Raw genomic sequence first — 19,243 nt, 5'->3', positions numbered from 1 at the left:
CCGCGTCGTCCGCGACCGTCCGTTCCGATCACCGGCCGACACGTCGGTGCCCCGCGAGAACCCCGCATGATCCGTAGGATAAACCTGCCGCCGCGCCCCCGGGCGCGGGCGCCGGTCCGCGAAGCCGGGGAACGCGCGGGCCCACGGGCGGAACCGCACCCGGTCGGAGGCCGGTGACACATGTTCCGCCCAGCCGTGGAGAGGCGAAAGGTCCGGGGACGAGGCCCCGCTCCGTACGCTCCGCACCCCGACCGACGAACCGTACGCCCCCAGCCGCACAGGAGAACCGGTGGACGACCACACCCTCACCATCAGCCCCCAGCACACCGCCCCGGGCGCCACCGTCCTGGTCGTGGACGGCGAGCTCGACCATCACACCGCCCCGCTCCTCGCCGACTTCCTCGGCGAGGAGGCGTTCGTCCCGGACACCCGTGTCGTGCTCGACCTGACCGCCCTCACCTATTGCGACTCCACCGGCGTCACCGTCCTCGTCGGCGCTTACCAGAAGGCACACGCGGCGCGGTGCGTCCTGGCACTCGCCGGAGTGAACGACGACCTGACGCGGGTCTTCGGCATCATGGGGCTGGACCAGGTCTTCACCCTCGTGCCGACGGTCGCGGACGCGCTGGGCCCCGCACGGCCCTGATCGCGGAAGGAAGGAACCGGCCGGGCGGATCGGTGCATCGGACGGGAATCGCGGGGCAGGCGGCTGTCAGGAGGTTGATGACAATGGTTCCTTTGCTTCTGGTCCTGCTTCTCGCCCTGATCCTGTTCGGTGCGGGTTTCGCCGTGAAGGTGCTCTGGTGGGTCGCCATAGCCGTGCTGGTGATATGGCTGCTCGGCTTCGTCATGCGGTCCACCAACGAGGGAGGCGGTCGCGGCCGCTGGTACAGATGGTGAGGTGAGTGACGGTGCGCTTCTTCGCGCACCACGCGCCTCGGGGCCCGGCCGGACGGAAGACGGCCGGGCCCCGAGGCGCTTCGGAGGGCCCGGCGCGGCACGACGGGCACGAGGGGGGCGGGCGTCGCGGAAGGCCTGTGGCACCGGCCCCCGCATCACTCCGAAGGGCCGGTGACGCGGACCGCCATCAGGGCGATGTCGTCCTCCCCGTCGGGCGGAAAAGCCGTCAGCAGCCCGTCGCACACCTTCTCCGCGTCGGTCGGCAGCGTGCCCAGGACGGCCGACAACCGCGTCAGCGAGTCGCCGAGGTCCTCGTGGCGCCGCTCGATCAGGCCGTCGGTCGTCATGACGAGCACGGAGCCGGGGGGCGCGGCCACCCGGACCGCCGGGGGCTGCGGGAGACGCAGACCGAGAAGGGGTCCGTGCTCCTCGACGAAGCGGACGCCTCCGTCGGGAGTGCGCAGGAGCGGCGGCAGGTGACCGGCGTTGGCGACGTGCAGCAGTCCCGTCCCGCTGTCGACGAGGACGATGCACAGGGTGAGGGTGAGCTGCGCCTCGACGGCCACGAGGAGGTTCTCGATCCGGTCGAGGATCGCCTGCGGCGCGTGTCCCTCGATCGCGTAGGCGCGCAGCGCGTGGCGGATCTGCCCCATCAGCATCGCCGCGTCGAGGGAGTGGCCGGCCACGTCGCCGACGGCGAGCAGCAGCCCGTCCCGGGTGGGCAGGGCCTCGTAGAAGTCGCCGCCGATCTCAGTGTGTTCGCTGGCGGGCAGGTAACGCACCGCGAGCTCGGCGAGGGGGGAGCGGGGCAGGGTGTCGGGCAGGAAGCTCCGCTGGAGCGTCAGCGCCAGGTCGTGCTCCTCGGTGTAGCTCCGCAGCGCCTCCAGGGCCAGGGCGCACGCCTGGGCCAGCTGGGTGAGCAACTGCTCGTCGTCCGGCGTCGCGACGGCCTCGGCGGGCACCGCGAGGCAGACCGGGGGGCGCCCCGGCTTCGCCCGGGCGACGCCGACGGCGAGCACGCCGCCGGGCGCCAGGTGGGCCGGGAAGCCCGGCCAGGACCGGGCCTCGGCCCGCAGGAGCCGGGTGCCGGTCCGTTCGCCGGACTTGTGGTACGTCGGCAGGTCCCGCACGTCGACCTCGCCGGCCTCCACGCCGAGGGGCGTCTCCTCGGTCCGCGCCGCCGTGCGGACCGCCGAGGCGGGCTCGCCGTGCGGGGAGATCAGGGCCGCCACCGCCGTCGTCCCCAGCACGGTCGCGGCGCCTTCCGCGGCCGCCCGGGCGACCTCGCCGGCGTTGTCCGCGCGGTAGAGGAGGTGTGTGGCCGCGTTGAGGTGGAGGAGGCGGTCGGCCAGGTGCTCGGCCCGGCGCCGGGCGCGGGCGTAGCGCAGGGCGGCGGTGACCGTGGCGAGGAGCTCGTCCGGTGCGATGGGTTCGGTGAGGTACGCGTCGGCTCCGCGGTTGAGGCCCTGCGTCCGGTCGGTGGCGGTGATCGCCGAGGCGGAGACGTGGATGACGGGCAGGGCCGCCGTCACGGCGTTCGCCTTGATGCGCTCGCAGACGTCGAAGCCGGTCATGTCCGGCAGCCTCACGTCGACGATGGCGACCTCCGGCAGCGGTTCGCCGGACTCGAGGATCGCCAGGGCCTGGGTGCCGTCCTCGGCCTCGACGACCGCGTGACCCGCCCGCGACAGCGTGGTCCTCAGCACGTAACGGTTCGTCGGGTTGTCGTCGACGATCAGGATGCTCGCCGGCGAGTTGTCGGACGGGGACGGGTCGGGGATCACTCTGTCGTCTTTCCGCTCTCGGCGGGCGCGTTCCCCGCCGCCGGGGGAGGGGGAGCGGCGAGCACCGGGTCGAGGCCCAGGGCCGGCAGGATGCGCTCCCGGGTGAGGTGGGTCTTGTTCAGCACGGAGCGCGCGTGGGTGAGCCGGGTCCGGTCCACCTCGCTGGGGTCGGTGGAGGTCAGCACCACGACCGGGATGCGCGCCGTGACCGGGTCGCGGGCCAGGACCCCGAGCAGGGTGTAGCCGTCCGGAGCGGGCATGACGAGGTCGATCAGGATCGCGTCCGGCCGGCGGTCGCGGATGACGTCGAAGGCCTGCGAACTGACCGTGACCTCGGTGACGTCGTCGGCGATGCGCTCCAGCGTCGGGCGCAGCAGGGCGAGGAACGTCGGGTCGTCGTCCACCACCACGAGGGAGCCGAGCCGGGCGGCGGGTTCGGCCGCCTGCGGCGCGTCCCCGTCCGCGCCCTGCGCCTCCATGGGGGAGGCGTCGAGATGGGCGGGGACGTCCACGCGGACGGTGGTTCCCTCCCCGGGGGCACTGGTCAGCGTGAGGGTGCCCCCGAGGATCGTGGTGAGCCGGCGCGCGTACGGCAGCCCCAGGCCGGTGCCGGACCGGCCTCGCTGGTGCACGCCCAGAACCTGGTAGAACTCCTCGAACACCCGCTCCTGCTGGTCCAGCGGGATCCCGACGCCCGTGTCGGTGGTGGTGAACGCGAACCAGGTCCGCCCGCCCCGCGTCTCGGTCTCGACGGTGAGCCGGACCTCGCCCGCCGTCGTGAACTTCAGCCCGTTGGAGAGCACGTTGCGCAGCACGCGGGTCAGCATGACCTCGTCGGTGACGAGCCGAGGAGCGTCCGGCACGTCGGGAATGTCCAGGCGCACCCCTTCGTGTGCCATGCCGCCGAGCGTCCCGCGGAGCTGGTGGAGCAGCGTCCGCAGGTCGGTGTCGACCGGCACGGGCTCCAGTCGCCCGGACTCCGCCTTCGCCACGTCGAGGAGCTCCTCCACGAGTGCGAGGAGGGTGTTGCCGGAGCCGGCTATCAGGGACAGCTGCTGCCGCTGTTCCTCGCTCAGCGGATCGGCACCGGGCGCCATGAGGAGACGCGCCAGGGAGATGACCGAGTTGACCGGGGCGCGCAGCTCGTGGCTCACGTTGGCCCAGAACCTGGTCTTCGCCTCGCTGGCCAGGTGCAACTGCCGGGTCTTGTCCTCCAGTTCGGCGTACAGGGCGACCACGCCGGTGTTCGTCTCCTCCAGCTCCGCGGACAGCTCGCTGTAGAGGGCGACCACTCCTTTGTTGGTCTCCTCCAGTTCCTCGTTCAGCCGCCGCAGCTCCTCCTGCTGGGCCCGCGACTCCTCCAGGGCCCGGAGCAGCTGCCGGTTCTGCGAGCGCAGCTGATCGGCCATGCTGAGGTCGCCCGAACCGAGGAGCGCCGCGCGGGCCCGCTCGACGCGCTGTTCGGGGGGAGTGTCCGTGGAGGGCAGTCGTTGTCCCACCGTCAGCGTGTGCCCTTCGTCCGAGGCGCTGTACCGGCTGTGGTCCAGGAGCCGTTGCGCCGCCCGTACGGTCTCGGCGCCGGGACGCCGGTGCCCGCCCCAGGTGAAGGAGGCGAGGAAGTGAACCCCACCGGGCTCAGGCGCGGTGCGAAGCCCCACGCGAAGGGCCGGGGATCCCAGCAGATCACGCCCCACCTCACTCAGTACGGTCACCACGCGGACCAGTTCGTGACCTTCCAGCCCCAAGGCCTTGCACAGCAGTTGTCCCTGTCTGCGGAGTTCAAACACATCCCTGTCGGCGCTCAGCGGCAGATCGCTGAACTCGTGGCTCCCCACGGCTCTCACGAACCGGCCGCCTTGACGACGACGATGCCGGCGTCGTCCCGTCGCACACCCGCCTGACCGAGGATCTGCGCGGCGATGAGCGCCGGACGCCGCCGGAACAGTCCGGGGAAGGAGGCGGGGGACCAGCGGTCGCTCAGCCCGTCGGAGTGGAGGACCAGGACGCCGCTCCGCTCCAGGGGCACCTGATAGGTCCTCAGGGTCGGCATCTGGTGGCCCACGATGCCGGGAACCGACAGCAGCGCGCTCCGCTTGTCCCCACTGACCACGCAGGCGCTGATGTTGCCCACGCCGCAGTGCTCGACGGTGCCGCGCGAGTAGTCGGCACGTGCTACCGCGACCGCCGCGCCGCGGGTCCCCTTCAGCTCGTCGTGCAGTGCCCTCACGACCAGCTCGGGCGACCTGTGCGCGTGGGCCCTGAACGCGGCCCGTGCCCGTTCGCCCGCCAGCGCCGCCAGCGGGCCGTGGCCGAGTCCGTCGCACATCATGGAGGTGACCACGACCCCGTCGGGCCCCTCGGCGGTGCGCGCGGCCCAACTGTCCCCGCACACGGCCTCACCGCTGATCGGGCGGGTCAGCCCGGCCACCGAGGGCTCGGCGTCTCCGAGCGCGCCGTCGGCCCTGACGGACCAGAACCGGGCGAGCAGCGCCGTTCCGACCCCCGGCAGGGAGTACACGTCGAACGTGTCGGCGCACCGTGCGATGGAGCCCAGGCCCATGCCGAGGGTGCCACGGCTGGATACGCCGTCGGCGAGCGCGGCCGAGAGGTCCGGAATGCCGGGACCGCTGTCCAGCGAGAGCAGTTCGACGGCGGCCCGGCCGGGCAGGCGGACGATCCGCAGCGCGAGGGAGCCGTCCTTCGCGTACTTCTGCAGGTTGGTGGCCGCCTCGGTGACGGCGAGCTCCACCTCGGCCCCCCTGTCCGCGGACATGCCGATGCGGTGCGCCAGACGCGCTGCCTCACGACGCGCCACCGCGTCCAGCGCCGCGCCCAGGCGCATCCACACGACGTCCTCGGCCTCGGTCCCGTGGCCGTCCGCCACGGGATTCACCGTGCCCACTTCAGCACCGTCACCGTGGTGCCGACACCGGGCGTCGAATCGAGCTCGAACTCGTCGACGAGCCGGCGGGCGCCGCTGAGCCCCAGCCCCATGCCGCTGCCGGACGTCCACCCGTCCGTGAGGGCCAGTTCCATGTCCGGGATGCCGGGGCCGGCGTCGGCGAAACGCACCCACACGCCGACCCTGGCCACGTCCCGTACGACCGCCGCCTGAGCGGTGCCCCCGCCCCCGTAGATGAGGGTGTTGCGCCCGAGCTCACTGGCCGCGGTGACCAGCTTCGTCTGATTGACCAGGGAGAGACCGGCCTGCTGGGCGAGCAGACGCACCGTCTGGCGCGCCTTCACCACGTCCCCGCTGGCCTGGATCACCACTTCCTCGCGTGAGGCCTCGTCGGCCGGGTAGTCCCTCACCGGCTCGCCGGAGGTGACACCTGCGCACGACGAAGGTAGCCCAGCCCGAGTTCGAGGTTGAGGGCCGTCCGGACGCCGCCGAGCGACAGTCCGAGCTCCACCAGGGTCATGGCGACCGCGGGCCGCATGCCCACGACGACCGTCTCCGCGCCCAGAACGCGGGAGATCGCCGCCGTGGTGGCCAGCATCCGCCCCACGAAGGAGTCGACGATCTCCAGGGCGGAGATGTCGATGACCACGCCGCGGGCGGAGGTGGCGACGATCTGCTGGGACAGGTCGTCCTGCAGGTCGAGCACCATCTGGTCCTCCAGGTCGACCTGGATGGACACCAGGAGGATGTCCCCGATCTTCAGGACCGGAACGCGATCGCTCACAGCAGGCCCGCCGCACGCGTCGCAGCTGCCTTGTCGATCTCGACGAGCGCGTGACGCAGCGCGTCCGCCAGGGTGGCCTTCGTCGGGATGTCGCCGAACTCGATGCCCAGCCCCACGATGGTCTGCGCGATCTGCGGCCGGATCCCCGAGATGACGCACTCCGCGCCCATCATGCGGGCCGCGACGACGGTCTTGAGCAGGTGCTGTGCCACCTGGGTGTCCACCGCGGGGACACCCGTGATGTCGATGATCGCGTGGGCGGAGTTCGAGTCCAGCAGGGCCTGGAGGAGCTTCTCCATGACCACCTGCGTACGGGCGGAGTCCAGGGTGCCCACGAGCGGCACGCCCACGACGCCGTCCCACAGCTTCACGACGGGCGTGGACAGCTCCAGGAGCTGCTGCGACTGCGCGGAGATGATCTCCTCGCGGGTCCGCGCGTACTCCTCTACCGTGAAGAGGCCCAGATCGTCCAGGAGGCGCGAGAACTGCAGGTAGACGCGGATGTCCTCGACGGACCCGCCGAGCAGGGACTCCAGCACCTCCTTCAGGGCGAACACGCTCACGGCGGTCTCGGTGGGGGTGAAGCCCTGGCGCGCCCGGTTCCGGGAGAGCTCCACCAGGAGGCTGCGCACGACCGCGTACTCCGAGCTCCGCCCGGCGAACCCGCCGGTCGCGAGGGCGTCGACGACGGCGTCGTACAACTCGCTCAGCTCACGGCCCAGCTCCACGGTGCTCAGCCGGCCGTGCAGGGAGGCCCCGACGGCCTGCTCCCACTGCGCGATCAGCTCGGCGCGGCGTGCCGTGAGCAGTTCCAGCAGCCGCTTTGAATCGCCGCTGTCCATACGCAGTTCCCTCCACGTGTCACCAAGTCAGAACGATGCCGACCCTACGGCACCGTTCGGGGCGCCATCCGAACCCGTCGTCGCGAAGAAAGGCGTTCCCCCACGTCCCCACCCGGTGCCCAGCCCCACGGGCGGCCTCCTGCCCCGGGGGATCCGGTTCACACGTCGAACTCAAACGTGAGGCACATCACGCCGGATGGGGGTGCGGGGCCCGCCCGAGGGCACCGTGACCTCGGCCCGTCGACGGACGGCGCCGCCCGTGCCGGGCTCCCGCCCGTGCCGGCCCCGTGTGCGGTCACGGGCGGGGAACCGGGGAGCGCGGCTCTCCGGGGCGTCAGGGGAGGGGGGTGCCGCCGGTGGCGTTGACGATCTCGCCGGTGATGTAGCTCGCGGCGGGGGAGGCCAGGAAGACGTAGGCGGGCGCCATCTCCGCCGGCTGGGCGGGCCGTCCGAGCGGGGACTGGGCGCCGAACTCCGTCGTGTCCGGCATCGTCGCGGGGATGAGCGGCGTCCACACGGGGCCGGGGGCGACGGCGTTGACGCGGATGCCGCGGTCGGCGAGCATCTGGGCCAGGCCGTGGGTGAAGGAGACGATCGCCGCCTTCGTCATCGCGTAGTCGAGGAGATGGGGGCTGGGCTGGTAGCCCTGCACCGACGTGGTGTTGATGACCGACCCGCCCCGCGGCATGTGGGCCAGGGCCTTCCGCGTCAGCCAGAACATCCCGTACAGATTGGTCTTCATCACCCGGTCGAACTGCTCCGTGGTGATCGTCTCGATCCCGTCGGGCCGGGACATCTGGTAGGCGGCGTTGTTGACGAGGACGTCCACCCGCCCCAGCTCGTCCACCGCACGGTCGATCAGGGCCGTGCACTGCTCCTCGTCCCGGATGTCGCACAGGACGGGCACCGCCGTCCGGCCGGCCTCGCGGACGAGGCGCGCGGTCTCGGCGGCTTCGGCCTCCTCCTCGGCGAGGTGGGTGAAGACGACGTCCGCGCCCTCTCTGGCGAAGGCCAGGCACACGGCCCTGCCGATTCCGGAGTCCCCTCCCGTCACCACCGCCGCGCGGTCCGCGAGCAGCCCGTGGCCCCGGTAGGAGTCCTCGCCGTGATCCGGCCGGGGCCGCATCTCCTCCGTCGAGCCGGGGTGCTCCTGTTCCTGGTCGGGGAAGGGGGGCCGGGGGTGGCGCGTCACCGGGTCGGGGACCCCGGGCACGTTCTCGGGCGTGTTCTCGGGCATGGAAACCTCCGTGGGACCGCCCGGAGCCGGGCCGGCGGGCAGGGCATCGGGCATCGGGGAGTAGGGGATGGGGGGATGGGGGGATGGGGGACGGACGGGGGCGCGGAGCCGTACGGGCTGCCGCTCTCCTGGCGCGGCTACCCGCATCGCCCCGCGTCTCACCTCGCTCGCGCGGTGAGACACCCGGTCGGCCGTACGCGGCCCTCACAGGCGCTGGAGGCGGTGGAGGGTCGCGTGCAGGGGACGGGGGCTCAGGGCGGCCCGGGCCGCGTTGGCGCCCGGCGCGCCGTGGACCCCGCCGCCCGGGTGGGCGGCGGCGGAGGCGAGGTAGAGGCGCTTCACCGGCGTCTCGGGCCGGCCGGTGCCGGGCGTGGGCCGGAAGACCGTCTGCTGGTGGAGGGCGGTGGTGCCGTTGTTGAGGGCGCCGCCGTGCAGGTTCTCGTCCAGGGCCTGGAGGGTCGGAGGGGCGAGGACGCGGCGGGCGGCGATCAGGGAGCGGAAGCCGGGCGCGAGCCGTTCGATCCGGTGCTCGACGCGGTCGGCCATCGCCTCCTGCTCGCGGGGGTCCCACCGGCCGGTGATGCCGTCGGGGCCCGCGTCCGCGGCGACGTGCTGCGGGAGGTGGGTGTAGGCCCACGCCGATTCCGTCCCCGCGGGCGACCGGCTGGGGTCCGCGGTGGTCATCTGGCCGAAGAGGACGAACGGCTCGTCGGGGACGAGCCCCCGGGCGATCTGGGCGGCGAAGCGGGTCAGGCCGTCCACGCCGTCGGCGAGGTGGACGGTGCCGGCGCCGACCGCCCCCGCCGCCGCCCACGGCACCGGTCCGGACAGCGCCCAGTCGACCTTGAAGGTCGCGAAGTCCCACTGGAAGCGCTCCAGGTCCCGCAGGAGACGGGACGGCAGGTGCTGCTCGCCGACGAGTTCCCGGTAGAGGGCGGGCGCCGAGGTGTCGGCCAGCACGGCCCGGCGTGCGGGGACCGCCTCCCCGCCCGCCGTGCGGACGCCCACCGCCGTGCCGCCGCGGACGACGACGGACGTGACGCGCTCTCCGCACCGCAGGACGCCGCCGCGGCGCCGGAGGCGGCGCACGAGCGCCGCTGTGAGCGCGCCGGCTCCGCCGACGGGAACGGGGAACCCGTGGCTCTGGCCGAGCATCGACATCAGCCAGCCGAAGCCGCCGCTGCCCGCCGCCTCGGGAGCCAGGTCGGCGTGGAGGGCGTTGCCCGCCAGCAGCAGCCGGCCGCCTTCCCCGGCGAACTCCTCCTCGCCCAGGCGCCGCACGGGCAGGGCCAGGCTCCGGGCCAGCCGCAGCCCGTCGGGGCCCCGCAGTTTCGCGGCCAGCCGCAGTCCCGCCCGGACCGGCGGGAAGGGCGTGAACAGGGCGCGCAGCAGGTCCGGCTCCAGGCGTTGCCACGTCCGGTACAGCGCTGCCCAGGACGCGCCGTCGCCGTCCGCGAAGCCCCGCAGCCCGGCACAGGTGTCCTCCGCGCGGCGTTCGAGCACCGCGCACCGGCCGTCCGGCAGCGGGTGCGCGAGGACGCGGGGCGCGTGGCTCCAGCGCAGCCCCTCGGAGGCGAGGTCGAGCGCCGCCAGCACGGGCGAGGCGGCGGCGAGCGGATAGAAGGCGCTGAAGAGGTCCGAGACGTGGTCCGGGTGCACCCCCCGGTCGCTCCGCACGGCCCCGCCGGGCTCCTCCTGGGCTTCGAGGACCTCCACGCTCCATCCCGCGTCGGCGAGGAGGTTCGCGGCCACCAGCCCGTTGGGACCGGCTCCGATCACGACCGCGTCAGGCACGGGACGCCTCCTCCGGCCGCCGCTCGACCAGCCTGGCCAGGCGGGCCAGCATCCCCCGGTGCCTGAGCTGGAGGGCCGTCTCGCTCACCGGGTTGTGCAGGGTGCCGCCCAGGCCGCGCAGCGGGTGCTCGTCGCAGACGACGAGCGTCTCCTCGCCCCAGGGCCTGAGCTGGAGGAAGATCCTCGCCGTGCCGAGGGACTTGAACGCCGCCTCCAGTTCCAGCTCCCTGCCGGTCTCCTGGTGACGGACGGTCGTCACGCCGTCGGTGGCCCAGGGGCCCAGCCGGATCGTGTAGCGCAGCCGGGAGCCGGGCGCGGGCCAGGTGTCGTCGAGCGGGACGGACTCGGACGGGCCGACCACCCACTCCCCGTAGCGGGTCGGATCGGCGAGTACGGCCCACACGGCGAGCGGGGGACGTCGGACGAGCTGATGACGGATGGCCACGGCGGATCCTCCTCGCGAACGACGGGCGCGCCGCCCCGCAGGGCCCGGCGGGCGCTCCCCGGGCCCGCTGCCGGAGGCCCGGGGCGGAGCACCGCCCGGGACCCGGGCCGTACGGACGGGCCGCGCGGACAGGTCGTACGGACGGGCCGTACGGAGGGGCCGCGCGGGGCGGGAGGTCCTGAGAAGGGCCTTCCGCCGGCGGTCCGGTCGGAACCGCGCCGGGGCCGGGCGGGACGGCTCCCCGAAGGGAGCGGTGCGACGGTCGTGTCGCGTCTACCCCGGTGACCGCGCCTCACGCGGCCGGGGGCCCGCCCCGGCGCGGGCGGGGCCGCCCTACGCGTCCGGGACCTGCCCACGTGGCAGGGGTCTGCCCCACGTGGCAGGGGCCCGCCCCGGCGCGGGCGGGCCTGCACCACGCGTCCGGGACCTGCCCACGCGTCCGGGGTCTGCCCCAAGAGGCCGGGGTCTGCCCCGGAGCGGGCGGCCGCCCGCGGGAGCATCCTGGAGGGAAGACCGGGGCGCGGGGCGCACGGCGCCGTCGCGGCCGGACCGACGCCGGACGAGTGGAGGCGCCACGTGAGGACCGTGAGGACACGGACCCACGCCCGGCCCCTGCGCGGCCGCACCGTCGTGGTCACCGGGGCGGCGCGAGGGCTGGGGGAGGCGCTGGCCCGGTCCTTCGGCGAACGCGGAGCGCGCCTGGCCCTGCTGGGCCTGGAAGGAGGGCTCCTGGAGGAGGTCGCCGCCTCGTCCCGCACCGAGGCCGCCTTCTGGGAGGTCGACGTCACCGACGACGCGGCCATGGCCGACACGGCCCGGCAGGTCCGCTCCCGCCTCGGGCCGCCCTCCGTGGTGGTGGGCAACGCCGGTGTCGCCCAGGCGGGCCTCTTCGCCGACACCGATCCGCAGGCGTGGCGCCGCGTCGTCGAGGTCAATCTCGTCGGCAGCGCGGTCACGGCCCGCAGTTTCCTGCCCGACCTCCTCGACACCCGCGGCTACTACCTCCAGGTGGCCTCCCTGGCGGCGCTGGGCGCGACCCCCATGATGAGCGCCTACTGCGCCTCCAAAGCGGGCGTCGAGTCCTTCACGCAGGCCCTGCGCGCGGAACTCTCCGCCCACGGCGTCACCGTCGGGATCGGCTACCTCAACTGGATCGACACCGACCTCCTGCGTGACGGGGACCGCCGCGCCGTCCTGCGGGAACTGCGCGCCCACCTGCCGCCGCCCGCCCGGAGGGCGACCTCCGCGGCGCGGGCCGGGGAGCGGCTGGCCGTCGCCGCGGAGCGGCGCGAGACCGCCGTCTACCTGCCGGCATGGCTCCGCGCCGTCCAGGCCGCCCGGGCCTGCGTCCCGCCGGTGGTCACCCACTACGCCCGCGCCCGGTTGCCGCGCCTGGAAGGGGCGCGGAGCCTCGAAGCGACCGGCCTGCTGGGCCCGGGCGGCCGCGCCGCCGAACTCCGCGACGGCGCGCGGGGACCGGACCCGGCGCCCCCGGGGAGCGCGGCCCCGCCGGGCGGGTAGCGACACGGCCGCCCCCAGGGGGAGCCCCACCGCTCCGGCGCGAGCACCGGCCGCCGGGCCCGTACGCTCCGCCCCGCCGGGCCCGTACGTCCCGCTGCCCCGGCCCGGTCCGTACGTCCCGCTGCCCCGGTCGGCCGGACGCGTCCTCCGGCGGGGCGGCGAGGAGCGAGACGCGCCGCCCGTCGGGCCGGCCGGGACGGGGTGCTGCGGACCGCTTCCTTCCGGATGTCCGTTTTCGGCGGCGATCGCCGGGCAGGCGCGCGTCATGGATCAGTCGAAGGCACCTGTTCTCGATGCGTTGGCGGCCTATCACGAGAAGGGGCGGACCCCGTTCACGCCCCCGGGGCACAAACAGGGGAGGGGCGCCGACCCCAGAGCACGGGCCGTGCTCGGCGAAGCGGTCTTCCGGGCCGACGTCCTCGCCACCAGCGGCCTGGACGACCGCACGTCCTCCCAGGGCGTGCTGGAGGAGGCGCAGGCGCTGATGGCCGAGGCCGTCGGCGCGGACCACGCCTTCTTCTCCACCTGCGGCAGCTCCCTGTCGGTGAAGTCGGCGATGCTGTCCGTCGCAGGACCGCACGAGAAGCTGCTGGTGGGCCGGGACGCCCACAAGTCCGTGGTGTCGGGCCTGATCCTCTCGGGGATCGAGCCCGTCTGGGTGGACCCCCAGTGGGACGCCGAGCGCCACCTGGCCCATCCGCCGAGCCCCGAGGCGTTCGAGGCGGCGTTCGCCGAGCATCCCGACGCCCGCGGCGCGCTGGTGACGACCCCGACCCCCTACGGCACCTGCTCGGACCTGGCCGCGATCGCCGAGGTCTGCCACCGGCGGCACCGGCCCCTGATCGTGGACGAGGCGTGGGGCGCCCACCTGCCGTTCCACCCCGACCTTCCCACCTGGGCCATGGACGCCGGCGCCGACGTGTGCGTCACGTCCGTCCACAAGATGGGCTCCGGCCTGGAGCAGAGTTCCGTCTTCCACCTCCAGGGCGACCTGGTGCGGCCCGAGGTACTCAAGAGCCGCGAGGACCTGCTGGGCACCACCAGCCCCTCCGTGCTCATGTACGCCGCGCTGGACGGCTGGCGCCGGCAGATGGTCGAACACGGCGAGGCCCTCTACGACCACGCGCTCGCCCTCGCCCACAAGACCCGCGACCGCATCTCCCGGATCGACGGCGTCCACGTGCACGGCCGCGACGACTTCTGCGGACCCGGCAGGGCGGCCGACCAGGACCCCCTCCAGATCATCATGGACATCAGCGCGTGGGGGACCACCGGCTACCGGGTCGCCGACCGGCTCCGCGCCGACCACCGGATCGACCTCCACGTCGCCGACCACCGCCGCATCAGCGCCCAGCTCACCCACGCCGACGACGGCGACACGGCGGAAGCGCTGCTGGCGGCCCTGACGGACCTGTCCGCGCGCCGGGCGGAGCTACGCCCGGCCCGGAGCGTCGAGGTCCCCTCCCCGGAGGGGCTGCGGCTGGACCAGGTGATGCTCCCCCGCGACGCCTTCTTCGGCCGCACCGAGCAGGTGCCCTGGGAGAAGGCGGAGGGCCGGATCGTCGCCGAGATGCTGACCCCCTACCCGCCGGGCATCCCCGCCGCGGTGCCCGGAGAGCGCCTGAACGGCGACGTCCTGCGCTACCTGCGGACCGGCGTGGCGGCGGGCATGGTCGTGCCGGACGCGGTCGACACCGAGGTCACGACCGTCCGGGTGGTGCGCGACGAGTGATCCGGCAGGGGGTGGCAGCCGCCGCGGCGGGGCGCGGGCGACACACACGGGGGCGGCGGGGCCGGTACGGACGGACGGCCACACGACACGGTTTCCGAGGAGGCGTCATGAGGGCACTCACCTGGCAGGGCAAGCGGGACGTACGCGTGGACACCGTGCCCGATCCCGTGATCCGCGACGGCGACGACGTGATCGTCCGGATCACGACCACCGGCCTGTGCGGTTCCGACCTGCACCTCTACGAAGTCCTCGGGGCGTTCCTCGACCCCGGCGACATCCTGGGACACGAACCCATGGGCGTCGTCGAGGAAGTGGGGCCGGACGTCACCGCCCTGAAGCCGGGGGACCGCGTGGTGATCCCGTTCAACGTCTCGTGCGGCTCGTGCTTCATGTGCGACCGGGGGCTGCACTCCCAGTGCGAGACGACCCAGGTACGGGCGCACGGCACCGGCGCCTCGCTCTTCGGGTACACCAAGCTCTACGGCCAGGTCCCGGGCGGCCAGGCCCAGTTCCTCCGCGTACCCTTCGGGAACTCCCTGCCGATCCGCGTCCCCGACGGGCCGGCCGACGACCGCTTCGTCTACCTGTCCGACGTCCTGCCCACCGCGTGGCAGGCCGTCGCGTACGCGTCCGTCCCACCGGGAGGCAGCGTCGCGGTCCTCGGACTCGGGCCCATCGGCGACATGAGCTGCCGCATCGCCGCCCACCGCGGAGCGGAGACGGTCATCGGCATCGACCTCGTCCCCGAGCGGCTGGAGAGGGCGCGCCGCCGCGGCGTCCACGCCCTGGACCTCAAGGAACGCGGCGCCGAACTGTCCGACACCGTCCGGTCCCTCACCGGCGGGCGCGGTCCGGACGCCGTCATCGACGCCGTCGGCCTGGAGGCCCACGGCAGCCGTGTCGCCGGGGCGGCCCAGACCCTCACCACCCTCCTGCCGGACGCGCTGGCCGCGGCCATGATGAAGCACGCGGGGGTCGACCGGCTCGCCGCCCTCCACACCGCCATCGACCTCGTCCGCCGCGGCGGCACCGTCTCGGTGTCCGGGGTGTACGGCGGCGCGGCCGATCCCCTGCCCCTGCTCACCATGTTCGACAAGCAGCTGAACCTGCGCATGGGCCAGGCCAACGTCCTGCGCTGGGTCGACGACATCCTCCCCCTGCTCACCGACGAGGACCCGCTCGGCGTCGACGACTTCGCCACCCACCGCCTGCCGCTCGAACAGGCTCCGGACGCGTACGAGATGTTCCAGAAGAAGCGGGACGGAGCCGTCAAGGTCCTCTTCTCGCCCTGATGCGGGGCCACCACCCGACAGGCCGGGGCCCTCGGGCCCTCCGCCCTCCTGCTGCTCCTTTGCTCCTCTGTTCTTTTCGTCCCCCAGACCCACGGAAGCGGCTCGCGCCCGGGCCGCGCCCCGACCCGGAGGTGAGACAGGCGATGTCCGGCACCACTCTGACCTCGGCGACGTTCCCCGGCGGCCTGATGGCCCTCCCGAGCGTCTACCGGCCCCAGGCGGACACGAGGCTGCTCGCCGCGGCCCTCGACCACGAGGAGGTCGGGCCCCTCACGGACGTCCTCGAGATCGGCACCGGCACCGGTGCGCTGGCCCTCCACGCGGCGCGCAGGGGCGCCGCGGTCACCGCGGTCGACGTCTCCTGGCCCGCCGTGGCGACGGCACGCGTGAACGCGCTGGTCCGCCGGCTGCCCCTGCGCGTCCTGCACGGCGACTTCGCCGTGCGGACGGAGGGGAGACGCTTCGACCTGGTCGTGACCAACCCCCCGTACGTGCCGGCTCCGGAGGCCCGGCCGCCCCGGCGGGGCGCGGAGCGCGCGTGGGACGCGGGACCCGACGGGCGCCTGGTGATCGACCGCGTCTGCGCGGCCGCTCCGGCGCTGCTGCGCCCCGGCGGCGTCCTGCTGATGGTGCACTCGGGCATGTGCGGGGCGGGCACGACCGTGGACCGGCTGACCGAGGGGGGCCTGTCCGCCGGGGTCACGGCGCGCGCCTCCGTCCCCTGGGGACCGGTCCTGCGGTCGCGGCGGGCCTGGCTGGAACGGCGGGGCCTGGCGGCCGAGGACGAGCAACGGGAAGAGCTGGTGGTCATCCGTGCCCGCAACTCCTGACGGCACCCCGTGCGGGACGCCCGCCCGCCGGGCCTTCGTGGACCCGGAGGGGCCCGTCCTTGTGGAAGGCCCCGTCGAGATCGTTCTCGCCGACGGGACGGTCGCCCGCTCCGACCGCTTCACCGTCGCGATCTGCACGTGCCGGCGCAGCCGCACGTACCCCTGGTGCGACACCAGCCACCGCCGCCGTGAGCGAGCCCCCCGCCCGACCGACGACAGGAAACCCTGATGCCCTCTCCGAGCCCGAGCCCGGGTGTGAGCCCCCATGTGAGTACGAGCCCGAGCCCGGGTGTGAGTAAGAGCCCGATGCCGGGGCCGGGCGCGGGCCCGGGCCCGAGCGCCGTCGGCACCGCTCCCCGTCTCGCGGAGGAGCGGGGGGAGTTGTCCCGCGCCGTGATCCGGGCCCTGCGGTCGGGCGGCCCGCCGCGGTACGGGCCCGGGGCCGTGCGGGATGCCGAGCCGTGGGGCGAGGACCTCCAGCTCGCCCTCTACCTCCTGTACGAACTCCACTACCGGGGCTTCGAGGGGGTGGACGACGCACGGGAGTGGGACCCCGAACTGCTCCGGCTGCGAAGGGCGTTGGAGGAACGGTTCCTCGACGCCCTGCGCGCCGGACTGCCGGACGCGCCGCGGACGGTCGCGGAAGCCTTCGCACCGCTCCTCCTGGAGCCCGTGGACCTCACCGGCAGCCTCAGCCACCGCCTCCAGACGGACGGAGAACGATGGCAGTTGCGGGAGTACGCGGCCCTGCGCTCGCTCTACCACCTCAAGGAGGCCGACCCGCACGCCTGGGTGATCCCCCGGCTCACCGGACGGGCCAAGGCGTCCATGGTCGCCATCGAGTACGACGAGTTCGGCGCCGGCCGCGCCGACCGCGTCCACGCGGAGCTCTTCGCGGACCTCATGGACGACCTCGGCCTCGACCGCTCCTACGGCCGGTACGTGGACCACGCGCCCGCGCCGCTCCTGGCCACCGTGAACCTGATGTCCCTCTTCGGGCTCCACCGCGCCCTGCGCGGCGCCCTCGTCGGCCACTTCGCCTGCGTCGAGATCACGTCCTCGCCCGGATCCAGGCGCCTGGCCAAGGCGATGAGGCGCTGCGGGGCGGGAGCCGCAGCCGAGCACTTCTACGCCGAGCACGTGGAGGCCGACGCCGTCCACGAGCAGGTGGTCCGCCACGGCGTCGTCGACGGGCTCCTCACCGACGAGCCCGCCCTGGAGGCCGACGTCGCCTTCGGCTGCGCCGCGACCGTCCTGCTGGAGGAGCGGCTCGCGGACCACATCCGCGCGGCGTGGGACCGGGGGGACAGCGCCTTGCGCCGCCCCCTGGAGGAGTAGGAGACCGCTCCCGGAGGCCCGGGAGGCCACTGGTCTGGCGGCTGGGGCCGGGGACGGCCGGTCAGTCGGCGGGGTCCCCGGCCGGAGGGGCGGGGCTCATCGGGAACAGGTCGGCCGTGTCGGTGCTCTCCAGGAGGCGCACCATCTGGTGGGAGGGCGCCCGAAGGCGCAGCGCGTGCCCGGAGTCCGCGGCGCGCCGCCTGGCGGTCAGGAGCGCGTCGAGACCGGAGGAGTCGCAGAACGACGAGTACAGGAGGTCGACGATCACCTCGGCCCCCGGCGGTGCTTCGGTGATCGCGCGGAGGAGCGTGGACCGCACCTCTTCCGCGCGATGGATGTCCAGCTCCCCGGACACGCCCACGACCCGTTGCTTCGGAAGCGCTCCGGCCGGGCGGGGCCCCGCCTCTTCTTCCGCCTTGACCCTCATGGCTGTTCACCTCACACCCCGGCGACTGTCCGGAATCGCGCGCGGCATGCGGGCATGCGGGCACGTGGGTGTGGGCACGCGGGGGTCGGCGGGCCGCCGGCCGGGTCGGGCGGGGGCAGGGGCGCTCAGCCGACCGGGACCGCCGTGACGCTGATGAAGCCCTCGGGGTGGCTGAGCGGGACGAGCCCGGCGGCGAGGAAGACGCTGATGAGGGCGGCGTCCAGGGCGTTTCGGATGCCGGGGATCTCCGCGGCGGAGTGCACGTCGGGATCGGAGGCGTGGGCCGTGATGGTGGGCCGGATCAGCCGGTCCGGGTGCCAGGAGACGATGACCGCCGGGCCGTCGGTCTGCGTGGTCAGCCCACTGCCCGGTCCGAAGCCGGCGTCGGCCAGCGCGGTCTGGACCCGTCGGACGAGTTCGGCACTCATGAAGTGCTCCGGTCGTGGGGGAACGCCACCAGGACGCCTCATCCCGAGTGTCCTCTTACGGGGCATATGCGTCAATATTTACCTGAAGCGCGCTTCGCATGATTGGGGGCGATCCTGGGGAGACCGTGGGCATGGGAGAGAACGGAAACGGACCACAGCCGAGGTGGACCTTCCTCACCAACCACGCCCGGGTCCTGCTCGCCGTCGCCCGCGATCCCGAGATGCGGCTCCGGGACGTGGCCGCGCGCTGCGGGGTGACCGAACGGACCGTCCAGGCCATCGTCGCCGACCTGGAGGAGGGGGGATACCTCGCCAGGGCCCGCGCCTCCGACGGACGCCGCAACCGCTACCGCGTCAACCCCGGCGCTTCCTTCCGGCACCCCGCCGAGGCCGGACACGAGATCGCCGGACTGCTGGAATTCCTCGTCCGGGAGGACGCCCGCGAGCCGGGCCGCGCCTCCGGCCGCCCGTCCGCCCGGGAAGCGGGGAGGGACGCGGAGGTCGACGCCTGAGCGTCCGGCGGCCCGGGGCCCACGGGGCCCGGGGCGGCCGGTTTTCGCGCGCCGTCAGTCCCGGGCGGCGCGGCGGCGGGCGATGACGAGGCCCAGCAGGACGCCGACGAGGAGCGTCACGGTGAGGACGCACCAGAGGGGGAGGGTGACCGTCGGGATCCACAGCCGGATGGTGACGGAGCCGGTGTTGGCGGCGATGAACCAGACGGCGAGCGCGGCGACCAGCAGGAACCCGATGGTCCGCAACCGCATGTCCCGCCCCTTGACCGTGACGCTCGCGGGCTGGTGCGGCTTCTTCGCGGTGTTCGGGGACATGAGCCGGTCCTCTCTGGGGGAGGAAGGATGCCCTCCCCAGTATCGGCGCAGGCGGGACCCCTGTCTCCCGGACGGAAGGCGCCCGGGGCGGACGGAAGACCCCCGGCCGGACGGGAGGTCCCCGGCCGGGGGGGGCAAGGGCCGCAGGCCGGACGACGGC

21 protein-coding genes are annotated in these 19,243 nt (G+C 74.1%); 9 read left to right on the top strand and 12 right to left on the bottom strand.

The annotated features are described in order from the left end of the window. Positions 1 to 289 precede the first annotated feature (289 nt). Together ACFW6A_RS22240 and ACFW6A_RS22235 are read left to right on the top strand one after the other, a co-directional pair. Positions 290 to 646: an STAS domain-containing protein gene (locus tag ACFW6A_RS22240; protein WP_351846471.1), complete on the top strand. Its 357-nt coding sequence runs from the start codon at positions 290 to 292 to the stop codon at positions 644 to 646. Positions 647 to 729: 83 nt separating this feature from the next. Continuing rightward, the gene (locus ACFW6A_RS22235; RefSeq protein WP_386642238.1) at positions 730 to 900 is read left to right on the top strand and encodes a hydrophobic protein; all 171 of its coding nucleotides are present in this window, start codon (positions 730 to 732) and stop codon (positions 898 to 900) included. A gap of 155 nt (positions 901 to 1,055) precedes the next feature. On the opposite strand, the gene ACFW6A_RS22230 is transcribed toward ACFW6A_RS22235, so the two are convergent. The 9 genes from ACFW6A_RS22230 to ACFW6A_RS22190 all read right to left on the bottom strand — a co-directional run bounded on the left by ACFW6A_RS22230 (position 1,056) and on the right by ACFW6A_RS22190 (position 10,688). Beyond that, positions 1,056 to 2,684, bottom strand: a complete 1,629-nt coding sequence (locus ACFW6A_RS22230; protein WP_386642235.1) for a SpoIIE family protein phosphatase — start codon at positions 2,682 to 2,684, stop codon at positions 1,056 to 1,058. Then, positions 2,681 to 4,528 carry an ATP-binding protein gene (locus ACFW6A_RS22225; protein ID WP_386642232.1) on the bottom strand — a complete coding sequence of 616 codons (1,848 nt, stop codon included), beginning with the start codon at positions 4,526 to 4,528 and terminating at the stop codon, positions 2,681 to 2,683. Before ACFW6A_RS22225 ends, ACFW6A_RS22230 begins: the two co-directional genes overlap by 4 nt. Beyond that, on the bottom strand, positions 4,525 to 5,568 hold the full coding sequence (locus ACFW6A_RS22220; RefSeq protein WP_386484411.1) for an ATP-binding SpoIIE family protein phosphatase: 1,044 nt from the start codon (positions 5,566 to 5,568) through the stop codon (positions 4,525 to 4,527). The genes ACFW6A_RS22225 and ACFW6A_RS22220 overlap by 4 nt, the downstream gene beginning before the upstream one ends. Positions 5,569 to 5,573: 5 nt before the next feature. Then, positions 5,574 to 5,996, bottom strand: a complete 423-nt coding sequence (locus ACFW6A_RS22215) for an ATP-binding protein (protein ID WP_386484413.1) — start codon at positions 5,994 to 5,996, stop codon at positions 5,574 to 5,576. After that, positions 5,993 to 6,370, bottom strand: coding sequence for an STAS domain-containing protein (locus tag ACFW6A_RS22210; RefSeq protein WP_351846482.1), 378 nt, complete (start codon positions 6,368 to 6,370; stop codon positions 5,993 to 5,995). The genes ACFW6A_RS22215 and ACFW6A_RS22210 overlap by 4 nt, the downstream gene beginning before the upstream one ends. Next, positions 6,367 to 7,212: an STAS domain-containing protein gene (locus ACFW6A_RS22205; RefSeq protein ID WP_351846485.1), complete on the bottom strand. Its 846-nt coding sequence runs from the start codon at positions 7,210 to 7,212 to the stop codon at positions 6,367 to 6,369. Before ACFW6A_RS22205 ends, ACFW6A_RS22210 begins: the two co-directional genes overlap by 4 nt. 334 nt (positions 7,213 to 7,546) lie before the next feature. Then, positions 7,547 to 8,449 carry a glucose 1-dehydrogenase gene (locus tag ACFW6A_RS22200; protein ID WP_351846488.1) on the bottom strand — a complete coding sequence of 301 codons (903 nt, stop codon included), beginning with the start codon at positions 8,447 to 8,449 and terminating at the stop codon, positions 7,547 to 7,549. 204 nt (positions 8,450 to 8,653) lie between these two features. After that, the gene (locus ACFW6A_RS22195; RefSeq protein WP_386484416.1) at positions 8,654 to 10,243 is read right to left on the bottom strand and encodes a phytoene desaturase family protein; all 1,590 of its coding nucleotides are present in this window, start codon (positions 10,241 to 10,243) and stop codon (positions 8,654 to 8,656) included. Continuing rightward, the gene (locus ACFW6A_RS22190) at positions 10,236 to 10,688 is read right to left on the bottom strand and encodes an SRPBCC family protein (RefSeq protein WP_351846492.1); all 453 of its coding nucleotides are present in this window, start codon (positions 10,686 to 10,688) and stop codon (positions 10,236 to 10,238) included. Before ACFW6A_RS22190 ends, ACFW6A_RS22195 begins: the two co-directional genes overlap by 8 nt. Before the next feature lie 585 nt (positions 10,689 to 11,273). Here ACFW6A_RS22190 and ACFW6A_RS22185 point away from each other — a divergent pair. From ACFW6A_RS22185 to ACFW6A_RS22160, 6 genes are all read left to right on the top strand, one after another. Continuing rightward, positions 11,274 to 12,209 carry a short-chain dehydrogenase/reductase gene (locus ACFW6A_RS22185; protein ID WP_386484417.1) on the top strand — a complete coding sequence of 312 codons (936 nt, stop codon included), beginning with the start codon at positions 11,274 to 11,276 and terminating at the stop codon, positions 12,207 to 12,209. A 265-nt stretch (positions 12,210 to 12,474) separates the two neighbouring features. Continuing rightward, positions 12,475 to 13,941, top strand: a complete 1,467-nt coding sequence (locus tag ACFW6A_RS22180; RefSeq protein ID WP_386478437.1) for an aminotransferase class I/II-fold pyridoxal phosphate-dependent enzyme — start codon at positions 12,475 to 12,477, stop codon at positions 13,939 to 13,941. Between the two features lie 107 nt (positions 13,942 to 14,048). Continuing rightward, positions 14,049 to 15,233: a zinc-dependent alcohol dehydrogenase gene (locus tag ACFW6A_RS22175; protein WP_351846499.1), complete on the top strand. Its 1,185-nt coding sequence runs from the start codon at positions 14,049 to 14,051 to the stop codon at positions 15,231 to 15,233. A gap of 143 nt (positions 15,234 to 15,376) precedes the next feature. Then, positions 15,377 to 16,063 (top strand): HemK2/MTQ2 family protein methyltransferase, encoded by a 687-nt coding sequence (locus tag ACFW6A_RS22170; RefSeq protein ID WP_386478443.1) that lies wholly within the window; start codon positions 15,377 to 15,379, stop codon positions 16,061 to 16,063. Further along, entirely contained in the window at positions 16,047 to 16,292 is a 246-nt protein-coding gene (locus ACFW6A_RS22165; protein ID WP_386478446.1) for a CDGSH iron-sulfur domain-containing protein, read from the top strand. Before ACFW6A_RS22170 ends, ACFW6A_RS22165 begins: the two co-directional genes overlap by 17 nt. 77 nt (positions 16,293 to 16,369) lie before the next feature. Continuing rightward, a complete protein-coding gene (locus tag ACFW6A_RS22160; protein ID WP_351846534.1) occupies positions 16,370 to 17,401 on the top strand; it encodes an iron-containing redox enzyme family protein in 1,032 nt (343 codons plus the stop codon). A 61-nt stretch (positions 17,402 to 17,462) separates the two neighbouring features. Here the strand turns inward: ACFW6A_RS22160 and ACFW6A_RS22155 are convergent, their stop codons facing one another. Both ACFW6A_RS22155 and ACFW6A_RS22150 read right to left on the bottom strand, forming a co-directional pair. After that, positions 17,463 to 17,762: an STAS domain-containing protein gene (locus ACFW6A_RS22155; protein ID WP_386642227.1), complete on the bottom strand. Its 300-nt coding sequence runs from the start codon at positions 17,760 to 17,762 to the stop codon at positions 17,463 to 17,465. Between the two features lie 191 nt (positions 17,763 to 17,953). Continuing rightward, positions 17,954 to 18,256 carry a hypothetical protein gene (locus tag ACFW6A_RS22150; protein ID WP_351846505.1) on the bottom strand — a complete coding sequence of 101 codons (303 nt, stop codon included), beginning with the start codon at positions 18,254 to 18,256 and terminating at the stop codon, positions 17,954 to 17,956. Positions 18,257 to 18,387: 131 nt separating this feature from the next. On the opposite strand from ACFW6A_RS22150, the gene ACFW6A_RS22145 reads away from it, so the two are divergent. Beyond that, positions 18,388 to 18,768 carry a helix-turn-helix domain-containing protein gene (locus tag ACFW6A_RS22145; protein ID WP_351846508.1) on the top strand — a complete coding sequence of 127 codons (381 nt, stop codon included), beginning with the start codon at positions 18,388 to 18,390 and terminating at the stop codon, positions 18,766 to 18,768. 54 nt (positions 18,769 to 18,822) lie between these two features. Here ACFW6A_RS22145 and ACFW6A_RS22140 read toward each other — a convergent pair whose 3' ends face one another. Next, on the bottom strand, positions 18,823 to 19,083 hold the full coding sequence (locus ACFW6A_RS22140; RefSeq protein WP_351846510.1) for a lipopolysaccharide assembly protein LapA domain-containing protein: 261 nt from the start codon (positions 19,081 to 19,083) through the stop codon (positions 18,823 to 18,825). Positions 19,084 to 19,243: the final 160 nt, after the last annotated feature.

Origin of the sequence: Streptomyces sp. NPDC058758 (assembly GCF_042746075.1) — a bacterium.
Taxonomy (GTDB): domain Bacteria; phylum Actinomycetota; class Actinomycetes; order Streptomycetales; family Streptomycetaceae; genus Streptomyces.
This window is presented reverse-complemented; position numbering and strand designations above follow the sequence as displayed.